Origin of the sequence: Methylobacterium sp. E-005, from assembly GCF_022829725.1 — a bacterium.
In the GTDB taxonomy this organism is placed as follows: domain Bacteria; phylum Pseudomonadota; class Alphaproteobacteria; order Rhizobiales; family Beijerinckiaceae; genus Methylobacterium.
The window spans coordinates 1-16,030 of sequence record NZ_JAKSYG010000019.1 but is presented as its reverse complement, the minus strand read 5'-3'; the positions used below and the strand labels follow the sequence as shown (position 1 = coordinate 16,030).

Annotated in this window: 14 protein-coding genes, 1 tRNA gene and 1 pseudogene; 6 read left to right on the top strand and 10 right to left on the bottom strand. The window is 68.4% G+C overall.

Features of this window, described 5'->3' with window-relative positions; genetic code table 11:
• Positions 1-20 precede the first annotated feature (20 nt).
• Both MKK88_RS00770 and MKK88_RS00765 read left to right on the top strand, forming a co-directional pair.
• Positions 21-266 carry a hypothetical protein gene (locus MKK88_RS00770; protein ID WP_243996677.1) on the top strand — a complete coding sequence of 82 codons (246 nt, stop codon included), beginning with the start codon at positions 21-23 and terminating at the stop codon, positions 264-266.
• 27 nt (positions 267-293) lie between these two features.
• Positions 294-1,055 (top strand): ComF family protein, encoded by a 762-nt coding sequence (locus MKK88_RS00765; protein WP_243996676.1) that lies wholly within the window; start codon positions 294-296, stop codon positions 1,053-1,055.
• A 38-nt stretch (positions 1,056-1,093) separates the two neighbouring features.
• Here the strand turns inward: MKK88_RS00765 and MKK88_RS00760 are convergent, their stop codons facing one another.
• Complete coding sequence (locus tag MKK88_RS00760) at positions 1,094-1,687, bottom strand: GNAT family N-acetyltransferase (protein ID WP_243996675.1); 594 nt, start codon at positions 1,685-1,687, stop codon at positions 1,094-1,096.
• Between the two features lie 289 nt (positions 1,688-1,976).
• On the opposite strand from MKK88_RS00760, the gene zapE reads away from it, so the two are divergent.
• Positions 1,977-3,209: a cell division protein ZapE gene (zapE, locus tag MKK88_RS00755; protein ID WP_243996674.1), complete on the top strand. Its 1,233-nt coding sequence runs from the start codon at positions 1,977-1,979 to the stop codon at positions 3,207-3,209.
• Positions 3,206-6,166 carry a response regulator gene (locus MKK88_RS00750; RefSeq protein ID WP_243996673.1) on the top strand — a complete coding sequence of 987 codons (2,961 nt, stop codon included), beginning with the start codon at positions 3,206-3,208 and terminating at the stop codon, positions 6,164-6,166. The genes zapE and MKK88_RS00750 overlap by 4 nt, the downstream gene beginning before the upstream one ends.
• 218 nt (positions 6,167-6,384) lie before the next feature.
• On the opposite strand, the gene ubiB is transcribed toward MKK88_RS00750, so the two are convergent.
• The 3 genes from ubiB to leuB form a co-directional block, all read right to left on the bottom strand.
• Complete coding sequence (gene ubiB / locus MKK88_RS00745; RefSeq protein WP_243996672.1) at positions 6,385-7,947, bottom strand: 2-polyprenylphenol 6-hydroxylase; 1,563 nt, start codon at positions 7,945-7,947, stop codon at positions 6,385-6,387.
• A gap of 166 nt (positions 7,948-8,113) precedes the next feature.
• Positions 8,114-8,899 (bottom strand): bifunctional demethylmenaquinone methyltransferase/2-methoxy-6-polyprenyl-1,4-benzoquinol methylase UbiE, encoded by a 786-nt coding sequence (gene ubiE / locus MKK88_RS00740; RefSeq protein ID WP_243996671.1) that lies wholly within the window; start codon positions 8,897-8,899, stop codon positions 8,114-8,116.
• A 106-nt stretch (positions 8,900-9,005) separates the two neighbouring features.
• Positions 9,006-10,115, bottom strand: a complete 1,110-nt coding sequence (gene leuB, locus MKK88_RS00735; RefSeq protein ID WP_243996670.1) for a 3-isopropylmalate dehydrogenase — start codon at positions 10,113-10,115, stop codon at positions 9,006-9,008.
• A gap of 414 nt (positions 10,116-10,529) precedes the next feature.
• Here leuB and MKK88_RS00730 point away from each other — a divergent pair, with 414 nt between their 5' ends.
• The gene (locus tag MKK88_RS00730) at positions 10,530-12,104 is read left to right on the top strand and encodes a 2-isopropylmalate synthase (protein WP_243996669.1); all 1,575 of its coding nucleotides are present in this window, start codon (positions 10,530-10,532) and stop codon (positions 12,102-12,104) included.
• A gap of 100 nt (positions 12,105-12,204) precedes the next feature.
• Positions 12,205-12,280 (top strand) — tRNA-Lys (locus MKK88_RS00725).
• 52 nt (positions 12,281-12,332) lie between these two features.
• Here the strand turns inward: MKK88_RS00725 and MKK88_RS00720 are convergent.
• The 6 genes and pseudogenes from MKK88_RS00720 to MKK88_RS00695 all read right to left on the bottom strand — a co-directional run bounded on the left by MKK88_RS00720 (position 12,333) and on the right by MKK88_RS00695 (position 15,898).
• Positions 12,333-13,400, bottom strand: coding sequence for a tyrosine-type recombinase/integrase (locus MKK88_RS00720; protein WP_243996668.1), 1,068 nt, complete (start codon positions 13,398-13,400; stop codon positions 12,333-12,335).
• A gap of 248 nt (positions 13,401-13,648) precedes the next feature.
• Positions 13,649-13,849, bottom strand: a complete 201-nt coding sequence (locus MKK88_RS00715; protein ID WP_243996667.1) for a hypothetical protein — start codon at positions 13,847-13,849, stop codon at positions 13,649-13,651.
• Between the two features lie 73 nt (positions 13,850-13,922).
• A pseudogene (locus MKK88_RS00710) lies at positions 13,923-14,048 on the bottom strand (ClpX C4-type zinc finger protein); the annotation flags it as partial.
• Complete coding sequence (locus MKK88_RS00705) at positions 14,041-14,457, bottom strand: DUF6212 domain-containing protein (protein ID WP_243996666.1); 417 nt, start codon at positions 14,455-14,457, stop codon at positions 14,041-14,043. The pseudogene MKK88_RS00710 and the gene MKK88_RS00705, both read right to left, overlap by 8 nt.
• Complete coding sequence (locus tag MKK88_RS00700; RefSeq protein ID WP_243996665.1) at positions 14,454-14,591, bottom strand: hypothetical protein; 138 nt, start codon at positions 14,589-14,591, stop codon at positions 14,454-14,456. The genes MKK88_RS00705 and MKK88_RS00700 overlap by 4 nt, the downstream gene beginning before the upstream one ends.
• The gene (locus MKK88_RS00695) at positions 14,591-15,898 is read right to left on the bottom strand and encodes a DUF551 domain-containing protein (RefSeq protein ID WP_243996664.1); all 1,308 of its coding nucleotides are present in this window, start codon (positions 15,896-15,898) and stop codon (positions 14,591-14,593) included. The genes MKK88_RS00700 and MKK88_RS00695 overlap by 1 nt, the downstream gene beginning before the upstream one ends.
• Positions 15,899-16,030 lie beyond the last annotated feature (132 nt).

Below are 16,030 nucleotides of genomic sequence, written 5' to 3'. Positions count from 1 at the left end.
ATTCATCGGGAGTATCGACTATGAAGCGCACGCTCGTCGGGGCCGCCGTGGCCCTCGCTGCACTCACCGCCGCGGGCGGCGCCGAGGCCAAGGGCTGCATCAAGGGCGCGATCGTCGGCGGCATCGCCGGCCACTATGCCGGGCATCACGGCCTCGTCGGCGCTGCGGCCGGCTGCGCCATCGGCCGCCACCGGGCCAATGCCCGTGCCCGCCAGATGGATCAGCAGCAGATGGGTTCGTCGGCACAGCCCGTATCGGCCCGCTGATCCCCGGTCGAGCGAGCCGAACGAACGATGACGGCGATCCAGGCGATCGCCGGAGCCCTGCGCGGATTCCCGCGTGGGGCTTTGTCGTTGATCTACCCGCCAACCTGCTCGGGCTGCGGCGCGGCGACGGCCGATCCCGGCGCCCTTTGTCCGCGTTGCTGGTCCGGCCTGCGGCTCATTGAGGAACCGGTCTGCCAGCGGTACGGGACGCCCTTCGCGGTGGATCTTGGGATCGGGCCACTGCTCTCGCCCCGCGCCATCGCCGACCCGCCGGTCTTCGGCCGGTGTCGGGCGGTGGCGCTCTATGATGGAGTAGCGAGTCAGCTCGTACACCGCTTGAAATACGAGGATCGTCTGGACCTTGCCAAGGCGATGGCCCGCATGATGGCGGCGAGCGGACGGACCCTGCTCGCCGAGGCGGAGTGCCTCGTTCCGGTTCCGCTCCACCGGACCCGCCTATGGCGGCGCCGGTTCAATCAGGCCGCGCTCCTGGCTCGTGCGATCGCCGCCGAGGCGAAGCTTCCCTTTGCCCCGGCTGCCCTTGAACGCGTCCGCGCGACGCGCTCCCAGGTCGGGCTGAGCCGGGCGGCCAGGGCCCAGAATCTGAACGGCGCGTTCCGCGTACCATCCGCTGAGGCCTATCGGATCCGCGGGCGCCGGCTTCTCCTCATCGACGACGTCACCACGACGGGCGCCACTGGCAATGCCGCCGCACGGGCCCTCCTGCGCGGTGGGGCCGCCTCCGTCGATCTGCTGACCTTCGCGCTGGTGGGCGATACGGTCGGGTGAGCACGGCGGCCCGGACGCAGGTCGGAGCGCGTGCTGCCTCAGGCCATGGTTCCTGGCCGATTCGGGAAACTCACCGCTAGGCTGAAATCGAACGCCTCAGCGATGCCCTCGTACCAGAGCGAGAACGGCGTCGGCCGCTCAAGGTGAAGGGCGCCGTCGATCTCGCTGCCGGCATACTGGAGCGCCGCCCCGTGTTTGGCCGCAAGGCGGAGCATCGGCCCATTCCCGGACAGGCAGCGCACATGGAGATCGACGACGCCGCGGTGGCGAGCCGCACGGGCGATCCGCGCGAACAGGTCGGCGCCCAGTCCGCGGCGGCGGAAGGACCGCTCCACCGCGAACGCGGCCTCGGCCCTGGGTCCCAGGACATAGCGGGATGGGCACGGCCCCATCGGTCGAAGCTCGCCGAGGCCGCGCAGCACGCCGTCCATGAAGGCGCCGTACATCATGCCGTCCGCCTTGATCGCCTGCGCGGCATAGGCCCGCACGCCGGCCTCGCTGACGTTGCCCATGAAGCGGCTCGCCCGGGTCTCCGGATCCAGACGAAGAAAGTAGGCGAGCACTGCCTCGTGGTCCGCCGGCCACAGGCGCCGGACGGTGCGGACCGGTTCGTCACGCGCTAAAACGGCCATGTTGGGTCTCCGGTCTGAGCGCTCGCGCGCAAAAACTCCGGACGTCCCTCCCGAGAACCGCCGGTGATGTCGCATTCCCGGCTCCGTTGTGCAATGCAGCAAAGTGTCGGAAAGACCCCGCGCGCGGCTGCCATGCGCCGATCAGACCGCGGGTTCTGATCCCCGCAGGCCGCTCCCGGGCTTGATTCAGGTTGGCCTTCCCCGGCACAGGGGGGAGCCCGGGCGTCAGCCTTCAACGCGGGCACGGCCGCCCGACCGGCGCCGCGGTGAGCTGCGAGGGACCAGCGGCGTGAACGACAGACCCGGCCTGCACACCCCGCCATCGCCGGAGGCGCGCGCGGGTGCCGTTTCGCCCGGCCCGGTTCACGAGCGCTACGAGACCCTCGTCACATCGCGTGCGATCGAGCGGGACCCCGCCCAGGCCCGCCTCGTCCGCGCCCTCGACCGGCTGATCCAGGATCTGCAGCGTCGCAAGCGTGCCAGCAAGACGAGCGCATTGGGCTGGCTGTTCCGGCGGAAGGATGAAGCCGAGACCCCCCGGGGGCTCTACATCTGGGGCTCGGTCGGGCGCGGCAAGACGATGCTGATGGACCTGTTCCACGACGCCGCGCCGGAGCCGAAGCGCCGCGTCCACTTCCACGGCTTCATGGCCGATGCGCACGAACGCATCCATGCCTACCGGCAGGCGCTGAAGGCCGGCACGGTCAAGGGCGACGATCCGATCGGACCGGTGGCCGATCAGCTCGCCGACGAGGCCACCCTGCTGTGCTTCGATGAGTTCACGGTCACCGACATTGCCGATGCCATGATCCTGGGCCGCCTGTTCGGCCACCTGTTCCGGCGCGGCGTGACCGTTGTGGCCACCTCGAACGTCGAGCCGGACCGGCTGTACGAGGGCGGGCTCAACCGGGCCCTGTTCCTGCCTTTCATCGAAACGCTCAAGGAGCGGGTGGAGGTGCTGCGCCTCGATTCGCGCACCGATTTCCGTCTGGAAAAGCTCGGCGGGGCGGCCGTGTATCACGTGGCGGCCGGGCCTGAGGCCCGGGCCGCCCTCGATGCCGCCTTCAAGGGGCTCACCGGCAAGGCGAAGGGCCAGCCGGCGGCAGTGACGGTCCATGGCCGGGATGTCGCGATTCCCGAGGCGGCTGGCGGTGTCGCGCGCTTCGGCTTCGACGACCTCTGTCGCATGCCGCTCGGCGCCTCGGACTACATGGCCCTGGCCCGCACCTTTCACACGATCATCCTCGACGGGATCCCGGTGATGACCGAGGCCGAGCGCAACGAAGCCAAGCGTTTCATCACGCTGATCGATACGCTCTACGACCGGCACGTGAAGCTCGTGGCCTCCGCCGCCGCCGAGGCGCCGGACCTCTACGCCGCCGAGACCGGCCGGGAGGCCTTCGAGTTCGACCGGACCGTCTCCCGCCTGATCGAGATGCGCTCGCGGGAATATCTCGCCCTGCCGCATGGCAAACCGGATTCCGGCGCCTCGGGCACCAGCACGGGATTGGTCGAGACATGAGCGCGCGTCCGGGGGGCGGCTCGATCTTCCGCCTGCGGCGGCGCAATTGGCGCGGCGCCAAGCCGCTGGGGGCACTCCTCGGCTCGCCAGCAGCCTTCCTTCTTTTCCTTGTCGCCCTGGCGGCAGGCACGGCCAATTACCTCGCCGGAGAAGCCGATCGCGGCGCCACCGCGCGAACCAATGCGATCATCGCCGATGTCGAGCGCCTGATCTCCGAGGTGAAAGATCTCGAGACCTCCGAGCGCGGCTACGTGCTGGTTGGTAGCGAGGAGTACCTGACGCCCTACACGGCCGCCCTACCCAAGATCGAGGCGGAACTGTCCACCCTGGGTGCGGCCGCCCAGGAGCCGGTCCGGGCCGGCGGCCCCTCCCTGGCAGGCCTGATCGCGCAGAAACGGGACTTTGCCGCGCGGGTGATCGCGGCCCGTCGCGGGCAGGGCTTCGACGCGGCCACCGAACTCGTCCGGACCGGCGAGGGCAAGCGCCTGATGGACGCAATCCGCATGGAGGCCGCCGCTCGACAGGCGGTGGCCGCCGCCGATCTCGCCGCCCTGCAGATCCGCACGAAACGGCGCGGCTTGATCCTGTTCTTGCTTTCGGGCGCCGCCGCCCTCGGTGCCATCGGGCTGCTTGCACGCCTTGCCCTGGTGCGGCGCCAGGAATCGCTGCGCATGTCGCGTCTCCTCGACGGCGTGCTGGCGAACGCCCCCGTGGGCCTCGGCTTCCTCGACAGAGACCTGCAGATCCGCCACATGAACCGGGCGCTCGCCACGATGAGCGAGCGCGGCTTCGGGGCCGATCTCGGCGCCCCGATCTGGGCGATGCTGCCGACCCTCCGCACGGAGCTGGCGCCCAAGCTCGCCGCCGCCTTGAACGACGGGCTGGTCTCCCCCGACGTCCCGGTCGCGGTCCCCACCTCCTCGGCGCCGGGGGGCCTGCGGCAGTTCTCGATGAGCTTCTACCCGCTGCGCGGCGCGCTGGCTGCGACCGGGCAGGAGAACCCGGACGTCGAGGGCGTCGGCCTCGTCGTGGTCGACGAGACCATCCGCCATCTCGCGGAAGCCCGGCTGCGCCGCAGCGAGGAACGCTTCCGCTCGCTGATCGAGGCGAGCGCCGCGATCGTCTGGACGGCCAATCCCGAAGGGAGCCTCCAGCGCCGGCAGGCCGCCTGGAGCCGGTTCACCGGGCAGGACGAGGCCGCCTATGCCGGCCTCGGCTTTCTGGACGTCATTCACCCCGAGGACCGCGATCACACCCGTGTCGCCTGGGCGGACGCGGTGGCGACGCGCGCCCCCTACGTGACGGAGCACAGGATCCGATCCGCGTCGGGCGCCTACCGGCACATGAGCGTGCGCGCCGTTCCGATCCTCGAACCCGACGGGACCCTGCGCGAGTGGGTCGGCACCCACACCGACATCACCGAGCGCAAGGAAGCCGAGGCGGCGATCGAGGCGGCCCGCGCGGCCGCCGAGGCGGCCAACACCGCCAAGAGCCAGTTCCTGGCCAATATGAGCCACGAGCTGCGCACGCCGCTCTCCGCGGTGATCGGCTATTCCGAAATGGTGCAGGAGGAGTTGGAGGATCTCGGCGAGGCCGCGCTCATCACCGACATGAAGAAGATCGAGTCGAATGCCCGGCATCTCCTCGGCCTGATCAACGACGTGCTCGACATCTCGAAGATCGAGGCCGACCGGGTGGAGATCTACGCGGAGGATTGCGACGTGGCCGCGGTGGTACGCGAGGTCGCCACGACCGTGGACGGCCTGATCGCGAAGAAGGGCAACGTCCTCTCCCTGGACCTCGCCGAAGATCTCGGTACGGCCCACACCGACGTCACCAAGCTGCGCCAGTGCCTGATCAACCTGCTCAGCAACGCCGCGAAATTCACCGAGAACGGCCGTATCACCCTGGCGGTTACCCGTACGGCGGACGCGCTGCGCTTCGCCGTCGCCGATACCGGCATCGGCATGACGGCGGAGCAGGTTGGCAAGCTGTTCGAGCGCTTCGCCCAGGCCGATGCCTCGACCACGCGCCGCTTCGGTGGCACCGGCCTCGGCCTCGCCATCACCCGGGCCTTCGCCGAGATGCTCGGCGGCGCGATCACGGTGGCGAGCCGGGAGGGGGAGGGCACCACCTTCACGTTGACCTTGCCGCTGCACGTCGCGGGCGCCGACGTGTCGGGTCCGGACGAAGCCGGCGCGATCATCGCCGACCGCAACACCATCCTGGTGATCGACGACGATGCCGCGACGCGTGATCTGCTCGCCCGGTTCCTCGAGCGGGAAGGGTTCTCGGTGGCGATCGCCGAGGATGGGCAGCGAGGGCTCGAACGCGCCCGGAGCCTGCGCCCGCGGGCCGTCCTTCTCGACGTGACCATGCCGCAGATGGACGGCTGGGACGTGCTGCGCGCGCTGCGGGCCGACCCCGAGATCGGGGCGACGCCCATCGTGATGGTGACGATTCTCGACGAGCAGAACTTTGCCTTCTCCCTCGGCGCGACCGATTACCTTCAGAAGCCGATCGACTGGGGCAACCTGCGCCAGATCGTCGACCGGTTCCGGTCGGCGGGGGGCGGAGGTCCGATCCTGGTGGTCGAGGACGAGGCGGACGTGCGCGCCCATATCTGCGCCTACCTCCAGCGCGAGGGTCTTTCCGTGCGCGAGGCGGAGAACGGCATCCAAGCGCTGGAGCGGATGGAGGGGGAGCGGCCTGGGCTGATCCTCCTCGACCTGATGATGCCCGAGATGGACGGCTTCACTTTCCTGCGCCTGCTGAGGGAGCGGCCGGATTGGCGCGATGTGCCGGTGGTGGTGCTCACCGCCAAGGACATCACCGCGGAGGACCGGCGTCGTCTCGCCGGTCAGGCGGACCGGGTGCTGGCCAAGGGCAAGACGGGTCTCGGCGAACTCGTCCGCGAACTGCGCGCCCTGATGCCAGCGCAAGCTGACGCCGCCTGACCAGCGGTGTTCGGGCGGGTTTGACACGCGCGCGCCAACCCGCGCCCTCATTCTGCGGTGCCCGCGTCAGCGGTTCGCGAAGGCGGGCATCAGGGATCGGGCGGCCGGCTGGCGGGATCCTTCGAGGCCTCCGCCGCGCTGCGGCACCTCAGGGTGAGGGAGGATCTCTGTCGCCTCCAACCGGCTTCGAATCCAGAACCCGCCGTGTGATCAGCGACTCAAAACCCCCGGAAGGCCAGCACGAGCGCCCCAATGGCGATGCCCCACAATGCGAGGGTCGACCAGATCGCCCGCAGGCGCTCGTCCCGGGCGAAGCCTTCGAGGCGTCGCGCATCACCGGTGCCGGCCTCGTCGAGGCGGATCAGCACGCGCTTCAACCGCGTCGCCAGATCCGGGATATCGCCGACGACGTCGGTCACAACCCGCAGGGCCTCCAGGCCGCTCTGGGCGCGGCCGACCGGCCCCATGTTGCGGGCGATCCAGGCGCGCACCACCGGCTCGGCGGTGGTCCACATGTCGAGGCGCGGATCGAGGGAGCGGGCGACGCCCTCGACCACCACCATGGTCTTTTGCAGCATCACCAGTTCGGTTCGGGTGCTCATGTCGAACAGGGCGGTGATGTCGAACAGGAGCGTCAGCACCTTCGCCATCGAGATCTCGTCGGCCCGGCGCTGGTGGATCGGCTCGCCGATCGCCCGGATCGCCTGCGCGAAATCCTCCACGGAATGGTGGGCGGGCACGTAGCCCGCCTCGAAATGCACCTTCGCCACCCGGCGATAGTCGCGCAGGATGAAGCCGAGCAGGATCTCGGCGAGGAACCGGCGCTCGTTCGGTCCGAGCCGGCCCATGATGCCGAAATCGACCGCCACCAGCCGGCCCTCGGCATCGACCAGCAGATTCCCCTGGTGCATGTCGGCGTGGAAGAACCCGTCGCGGATCGCCTGCCGGAGGAAACTCTGGATCACGGTTCGGCCGATCGCCTGCGGGTCGTGCCCCTTGGCGGCCAGTTCGGCGGCGCTGTGCAGGCGCGTTCCCTCGATCCATTCCGCCGAGAGCACCTCCCGGGCGGTCAGCTCCCATTCGGGCTTGGGCACACGGAAATCGGAGTCGTTCTTGGTGTTCTCCGCGATCTCCGAAGCGGCGGCCGCCTCCAGGCGGAAATCCATCTCCATCAATACGGAGCGGGCCAGGATCTCCACGACCTCGCGGGGCCGCAGCCGCTCCGCCTGCGGCGACAAAGCGTGAACCACCCGGGCCATGAAGCGCATGACCTCGAGGTCGCGCATGAAGCGCTCGCGCACCCCCGGCCGCATCACCTTGACGGCGAGCGTGCGCTGCGTGCCGTCGGCATCCTGCACCACCGCCTTGTGGACCTGCGCGATCGAGGCGGCAGCGATGGGCTCGCTGAACGAGACGAACAGCGCGCTCACGGGCTTGCCGAGGGCGGCCTCGACCGTGCGGAGCGCGACCTCCTGCGGGAAGGGCGGCACCCGGTCCTGCAACTTCTCAAGGTCGAAGGCGGCCCGCATGCCGACGATGTCGGGCCGCGTCGCGAGGAACTGGCCGAACTTCACGTAGGACGGGCCGAGGCGGGTCATCGCCGCCGACAACCCGACTGCGCCGTCGCCGCGGCCGGGTTTCTCCAACAGCCGTCCGATCCGCAGGGCGAGCCGCAGGTGCGGCGGCATTTCCGACGGGTCGGCGAAGGCCAGCGCTCCTTCGCGCGCCAGCACGAAGCCGACCTTGGCGCCGCGGAACAGGTTGATGGCGGCGCTGATCACCGAGAGGGCAGCCTTAAGCCGATGCGCACACAGGCTCTCTCCTCCCCCCTGCGGGGAAGAGCCGGGGGTGGGGGTGGGGCAGGATGAAGGGCTGCGGTGCCGTCTGCACCACCGCCACCCCTGACCCCTCCCCACAGGGGGGAGGGGAAAGCGATCTCGGCCAACGTCAAGAGACCTTCCAGCCCGAATGGATCGCCACGATGCCGCCCGTGAGCGGCCGGTCGGTGACGTGGCGGAAGCCGGCGCGCTCGATCAAGCCGGCGAAGGCCCCGCGCGTGGGAAACTTCCGGATCGATTCGACCAGATAGCGGTACGAATCCGCATCGCCGGCGACCCGGGCGCCGATCTGGGGGATCACGTTGAACGAGTAGGCGTCGTAGATCCGGTCGAGGAGCGGGATGTCGACGGCCGAGAATTCGAGGCACAGGAAGCGCCCCCCCGGCTTCAGCACCCGTCGCGCCTCGGCGAGCGCCGTCTCGATCCGCGGCACGTTCCGGATGCCGAAGGCGATCGTGTAGGCGTCGAAGGCGGCATCCGGCAGCGGCAGGGTCTCGGCATTGCCGGTCACGAAGGCGATCCGGTCGCCGGCCTCGTCCAGCTTGCGTTCGCGCGCCCGCTCGGCGCCGACGCGCAGCATCGATTCGTTGATGTCGAGCACGGTCACGCAAGTGCGCGGACCGCCCGCGGCCAGCACCCGGAACGCCACGTCGCCCGTGCCGCCAGCCACGTCGAGATGCGCGAAGGCCCGAGTCTGCGGCGGACGCAGCATCGAGACGAGCTGCGCCTTCCAGGCCCGGTGCAGGCCCGCCGACATCAGGTCGTTCATGATGTCGTAGCGGCGGGCCACCGAGTGGAACACGCTATCGACGCGCCCCTGCTTCTCGTCGAGCGCCACGCGCTCGAAGCCGAAATCCGCACTGGCGCGCTCGGACGCCCCGTCTTCGACCTTCATGACGCTCCCGCTTCTCGATGGGCGCGTCTTAGCGAAGCGCGCGCCCGTCCGCCATGCGTCCAAACACGCGGACGCCGGTGATCCCCCGGCGGCTGTCTCAGGACGTTCAGCCGACGCGGGCCTTCAGGGCATCCGCTACGGCCGTCGCCATGGCGCGGGTGCCCATGGGGTTCGCGCCTTCGCCAGCGATGTCGGCGGTGCGCGCACCACCCGCGAGCGCGTCGGTGATGGCCCCGTCCAGCGCGTCGGCCGCATCGCCCAGGCCGAAGGAATAGCGCAGGCACATGGTCAGGGATCCGATCATGGCGATCGGGTTGGCCTTGTCCTGGCCGGCGATATCCGGCGCCGAGCCGTGGCACGGCTCGTAGAGCGCCCGGCGCAGGCCGCTCTCATCGACGGCGCCCAGCGAGGCCGAGGGCAGCATGCCGAGCGACCCGGTGAGCATCGCGGCGAGATCGGACAGCACGTCGCCGAACAGGTTGTCGGTCACCAGCACGTCGAACTGCTTGGGCCGGCGCACGAGCTGCATGGCGCAGTTGTCGGCCAGGATGTGCTCGAGCTGGATGTCGGCGTAGTGCTCGGCGTGGAGCTTGGTGACGACCTCCTTCCAGAGCACACCGGACTTCATCACGTTGTGCTTCTCGGCAGAGGCGACCCGGCCCGAGCGCTTGCCCGCAAGGTCGAAGGCGACCCGGGCGATCCGCTCGATCTCCCCGGTCGTGTAGACCTGGGTGTCCACCGCGCGCTTGGACCCGTCCGGCAGCGTCGTGATCTCTTTCGGCTCGCCGAAATAGACGCCGCCCGTCAGCTCCCGGACGATCATGATGTCGAGGCCCTCGACCAGCTCGCGCTTCAGCGCCGAGGCCTCGGCCAGCGCCGGGTAGCAGATCGCCGGGCGCAGGTTGGCGAAGAGGTCGAGATCCTTGCGCAGGCGCAGCAACCCGGCCTCGGGGCGGTTCTCGTAGGCGACGCCGGCCCATTTCGGACCGCCGACCGCGCCGAGCAGGATCGCGTCCGCGGCCTTCGCGCGCTCCAGGGTCGCGTCGGCGAGGGGGACGCCATGCGCGTCGAGGGCGCAGCCGCCGACGAGGTCGGTCTCGGTCTCGAAGGTCGCGAGGCCGGTCTCCCTGAGGGCATCCAGCACAACCTGCAGGCCGCCCGCCACCTCCGGGCCGATCCCGTCGCCGGGGAGGAGCAGGAGCTTGTAGCTGGCCATCATGGTCTCGCGGGTTGGGTCTCGACGTAGCGGCGGCTTTATCGAGGCGGGGCTGCCATTGGCAAGGCGCACCGTCGGCGGAAGCGGCGGCCGCTCTTGTGTTTCGGACGGCCGGGCGCTACGTCTCCGACCCATCGCGCGGATGCTGCCCATGCCGTCCGCGCCCGACCCGGGAGAGACGAGCCTTGGCCAGAGCCGGCTCAGCGACCGAGACCGCCAAGGCCGCCGTTCCGGCGCCGCGGTCGCGTGCGCGCCGCGCCGGGCTTCGCCTTTCGCTTCTGCTTACCCGCCCCTGAGGGCCGTCCGGGCGCGCGCCTGGGCCTTCAGGGGATTTTTCGACATTCGCGAACCCGCCCGCCTGGGCATCACGCCGCGCCGCGCCACACGCCGGGCGGCCCGCGACAGGGTAAGATCATGACCTCGACGACCCCTTCGACCAGCACCACCGCCCGCGACCGCATCCTGATCTTCGACACCACCCTGCGCGACGGCGAGCAATGCCCCGGCGCCACCATGACGTTCGACGAGAAGCTGGCGGTGGCCGAACTCCTCGACACGATGGGCGTCGACATCATCGAGGCCGGCTTCCCGATCGCCTCGGTCGGCGATTTCGAGGCCGTGTCGGAAATCGCGAAGCGCACCAAGCGCGCCACCATCGCGGGCCTCGCCCGGGCGATCCCCGCCGACATCGCCCGGGCGGGCGAAGCCGTGCGGCACGCCAAGCGCGCGCGGATCCACACCTTCGTGTCGACCTCGCCGATCCACCTCGCCCACCAGATGCGCAAGAGCCAGGACGAGGTGGTCGAGATCATCCTCAAGACCGTGGCCCAGGCCCGCGACCTCGTGGAGGACGTGGAGTGGTCGGCCATGGACGCCACCCGCACGCCGATCGACTACCTGTGCCGCTGCGTCGAGGCGGCCATCAAGGCCGGTGCCACCACGATCAACCTGCCCGACACGGTGGGCTACGCCACGCCCTCCGAGTACCGCGACATGTTCACGAACGTCCGCGAGCGGGTGCCGAACGCCGACAAGGCGGTGTTCTCGGTCCATTGCCACAACGATTTGGGGCTGGCGATCGCCAACTCGCTGGCCGGTATCGAGGGTGGCGCCCGGCAGGTCGAGTGCACCATCAACGGCATCGGCGAGCGCGCCGGCAACGCCGCGCTTGAAGAGATCGTGATGGCGTTGCGCACCCGCGCCGACGTGCTGCCCTACGAGACCGGCGTCGAATCGACGATGCTGACCCGCGCGTCGAAGTTGGTGAGCCACGCCACGAACTTTCCCGTGCAGTTCAACAAGGCGATCGTCGGCCGCAACGCCTTCGCGCATGAGAGCGGCATCCATCAGGACGGCATGCTCAAGAACTCCGAGACCTACGAGATCATGACCCCGGCCTCGGTCGGCCTGACCAAGACCTCCCTGGTGATGGGCAAGCATTCCGGCCGGGCGGCCTTCCGCTCCAAGCTGGACGATCTCGGCCTGCACCTGTCCGACAACCAGTTCCAGGACGCGTTCGAACGGTTCAAGGCGCTCGCCGACCGGAAGAAGCACGTCTACGACGAGGATATCGCGGCGCTGGTCGACGAGAACCTCGCCACGGCCCACGACCGGATCCGGCTGGTCTCCCTGTCGGTGATCGCCGGCACCCGGGGTCCGCAGCGCGCGACCCTGCGCATCGCCGACGAGACCGGTACGCGGATCGAGGAGGCGGACGGCAACGGGCCCGTGGATGCGGTGTTCAACGCGATCTCGGCCCTGGTGCCGCATCAGGCGCAGCTGGAACTGTACCAGGTCCATGCCGTGACGGGCGGGACCGATGCGCAGGCCGAGGTCTCGGTGCGCCTGCGGGACGGCGAGCGGAGCGTCACGGCCCGCGGTGCCGACCCCGACACGCTGGTCGCTTCTGCGAAGGCGTATCTGTCGGCGCTGAACAAGCTCGCGGCCCATGCGGTGCGCGTGCATGCGCAGCATGCGGCGGCGGAATAAGAAAAACGACGGCCGGGGGTGGACAGCTCCCGGCCACGTTGGTATCAGCCCGCCACCCCAGCGGACTTGGTGGCCGCCGGGGTGGATCGCAAATGCGATCGGGCGTATAGCTCAGTTGGTAGAGCAGCTGACTCTTAATCAGCGGGTCCTAGGTTCGAACCCTAGTGCGCCCACCAAGACTTAGCTCGATTTCATATCGGGCATTTTACCCAACATTTTACAGGCTGGCTACGGTTGAGCGTCCAAATCGGGCGCTTTTTTCGTGTCTCCGTTGCGCTTCTCGTGCGCCTCCCGCTTCGCCATCGCGGCCTCGGCCAGCCGCACGTCCCGACCGAGGTAGTGCTTGTTCAGGATCGCCTCCGCGTCCGCGAGCGAGTGGCCGGTGATCGACACGATTTCCGGGACGGTGCAGCCGGATAGCGCCAGCGCCACGACGGCCGTCCCTCGCAGATCGTGGAATGTGACGCCCTTTACGCCGGCCTTGGCGCACGCCTTGCGCCAGGAGGCGCGGAAGCCGCTCGATGTCCACTCCGTGCCGTCTGTCGTCTTCAGAATGGTGCCGCTTCGGTCGCTCGTCGCGTCCAGTTCGGCGCGCAGCGTGGCATGGATCGGAATGGAAACATTCGCCTTCGTTTTGGACTGCGAAACTCGGATGTGCCGGCCGTCATAGGCCGTCCACTCCATCGTCAAAAGATCACCCTGACGCTGTCCGGTCCAGAGCGCGAGGTTCATGACTTGCCGGAGGTGGCGCGGCGCCTTGGCGGCGAAAGCGGCGACCTGATCGTCGGACCAGATCACGTCCTTTCGATCGCCCGTGTAGATCCGCCCACCCTTCTCGCACACGTTGACGCTGATCTTGCCGCGGTCTTTGGCGAATGCCAGCACGCGTGCCAGCACCGACCAAGCGTAGTCGGCCTTACGGGGCGTCGCGGACATGCTGTCCCGCCATTCTTTGAAATCGCCGCGAGCGCGCTTATCCTGCACGGCCTCCAACGTCATGTCCCGGAATTCGTCCTCGATCAGCGCGAGGTACGCTCGGTAGGCCCGCTTGCTGCTTTCGGCACGTCCCTTAAACTCGGAACTATTCCGGTAGGCGACAATCAGCGCGTGCAGCGTGCCTGGCGGTACGACCTTCCTGGCGGCATGTGCCGCGTTGTAGGACGCGTGAAAGGCTGGCGAACCGGGCTTGCCTTCCAGCCGAGGTCCGCCCCGCCACGCGTAGTGGTAGGTTACGACCTTGCCTGAGGCCAGCTTGGCGCGCACTGTATGCACGCCCTGAAGGTCAAACTTGACCACGCCGTGCCTCGCGAGCCCGCTTCCAGCGGTCGTAGTCGGTTTCCTGCGTCGGCTCCTCCTTTTCTAAGCCGCTCAGCCGATCAAGCGCCGCATCGATCGCGTGCCGGTCCCAGCGCCGGGTGCCGGGGAGTGGGCGCGGAAGCGTTCCGCGGGCCACCCAAGCTCGAAAGCCGCTCGACGTTAGCCGGCAGTAATTGGCGGCCTCAGAAGCCGTCAGACAGCGCGCGTCGGCGAATGCAGCAGGACGCTCAGCTCCCATGCTCAGCCTCCTGTGCGAGAATGGAAAGGGCGGGATCACGGCCGGGCATCTTGGCGAACGCCGCCTCTATTGCCTCACGAAAGCCCGGCCCTGGGCTAAGCAGATGCGGTTGGCCCGGCCAGCGGTCGCGCAGCACGCCCCAGGCGGCGGCGATCATCTCGGGTGTGGGAATGAAGGGCTCAGCGGCCATTGCGAACTTCCACCTTCGGAGGTGGCACGATCTGCCATGTCTTGCGCCAAGCGCGAGTGAGAGGTGTCGTCCTTTCCGCGATGATCTCGACGCACAGGTCGACACACTCGTCGCAAATGAACACGATCGGCCCGGCTATGAGCTGTGCGCGCTCGTACTGGCTGTAGCCGCAGAATGAGCAATACAGGGGTTTAGCCATTCTGCTTCTCCGGGTCTGAGGAGGAGACAGACCGAGCGTAGTAACCAACGACCGGGTGATTTGAGATGACGCTCCAGGCCGTAACTGGGTCGCCGTGCGGTGGCCCACGATCTCGCCACAGCAGGACGTAAGCGACGAACTTCTCCAGCCTCGCCACCCGTTCCCTGAGGGTGTCCCGTTCCTCTCGTGCGGCTGTAAGATCGGAGTGGAGGCGGGCGTTCTCGGCCTCAAGCGCTTCGATCTGATCGGCAGCTTGCGCACAGTAGCGACGAGCTGAGTACGCGCTGCTGAGGAGCGAGACACCATCCGAGGCGAGCCGAAGCCAATAGGTCAGCGGCCGGTCTGGATACCGCATCTCCTCGCCCTCGGTTCCGGGGCTTGAGGGATCGGGGGTGAGGGAAGGGGTCATGGCTTCGCTCCGCACGGCTGCAACGGGGGCATGTGCGAGATCACGGCCTGTGTGTAGCCGCAGGTGCTGAGACCGAGGCAGATGGCGAGGATCACTGCCGCCAAGCCGATGCCGTTAGCGAGATCTTCGTGCATCACGACCGACCTCCCTTCCCCGGCTCGCGCAGGACGGCGGCGGGGTGAGAGGAAAGAATGCGGAGGGCGGCTTCGACACGAGTTGCGTGAGCGTTGAAGGCGGTCGTGACGTAGGGCTCCATCGCGTCGGCTGCGCGTGTGCGGAGGCCGATCAGATAGCTTTCGGGGTCCATCCAGCGCGGTATGTTATTTTCCAAAACCTCTCTCGCCTCATCCACCGTCATCTCAGGCTGAGAGGGGGTGGATTTGGGAAGGGGTCGGGGCGTCTCGGCTTCGCCGACCGCGCTGGCATCGCTTCGCGACTCAGCCGCACGAGGTGCGTCTTTGCCCGTAGGGCGCTCATCGCATGACGCGCCCGGCGGCGCTGGCAGCGGCATCCAATGCGTCGGGTAGAGCTTGCCCCCGCGCCCGCTGGGAATGACCCATGTCGGGCCATTCTCGCATTCGAAAGCATGACCCTCGGGAAGCCACCACGCAATCTGCGCGCGACAGAACTCATTCGCGATCAAGATCTCGGTGCCATCTTTCGGCGCCGTCTCTATTGGCCTCCACCAGCCCGATGGGATCGCAGCGGCGAAGACAGCGTTCTTCTTTCGCCGAGCCTCTTTGTATTCGACGTGCCAGCTCACCGCGTCAGATCGGTGCTGTTCTATGAACGGCTCAACCGCGCTGGCGACTGCGTTGCGTAGACCCATGAAGGTCACGCCGCCGGTCGCAACAAGCTCATCTTGGAATGGGACCAGCGCCTGCCAGATTGCAGCATTGAGCCGGTCACGTTCTTGCACGAGATTGATCGCAGCGGATAACTCGCGCCGCATGTCGGCCACTACTTCGTCTGGGTCTCGGCCTTGAGCGGTCAAGTCGGCTCGTAATTCCTCCTCGCTCATCACTAGGATGCGGCCGATCTCCGCGTCGTCATCCGCCGGGCCGCGCGAGGAACACTCACCCGTAGGGCCGAGACCGTCTTCGGGCTCGGGCTCCGCTGAGTGGTCCGGTCCGAAGGACGCGCCCAGCACATCCCTCTGTCCCTGCTTCCGTGCTTCTGACATGAGGGTGAGGATGGCGTCGCGAATGCTCTCTAGCGACCAGAGGGGCTTCGACAGCTCGCCTTCTTCACAGCAATGCGCGTCGATGTAGCCGTAGTTATTGGCCGTATCCTGGCCCGGTAGCACCCAGCAATGCGGTTCGCCCAGACGCTCCCGCAGGTTCGCGGCTGGGTCGCCCCGTTCCTCACTCCCCACGGCCGGGATCTCTGCGAGCTTCGCCAGTTCGTCTGTCTGGGCGGGTGTGATCGGGGTGACGGGCATGGGTCAGTGTCCTTTCCCCTGAGTGGTAAAGCGTTCGCGGATGATGTTGCGGATGTCGGCGGCGATGGCGTCAGCAGCTGAGATAGCCGCGGCTTCGGAGATGCCCGGCAGACTGAGAATTGCGTCTGCCGC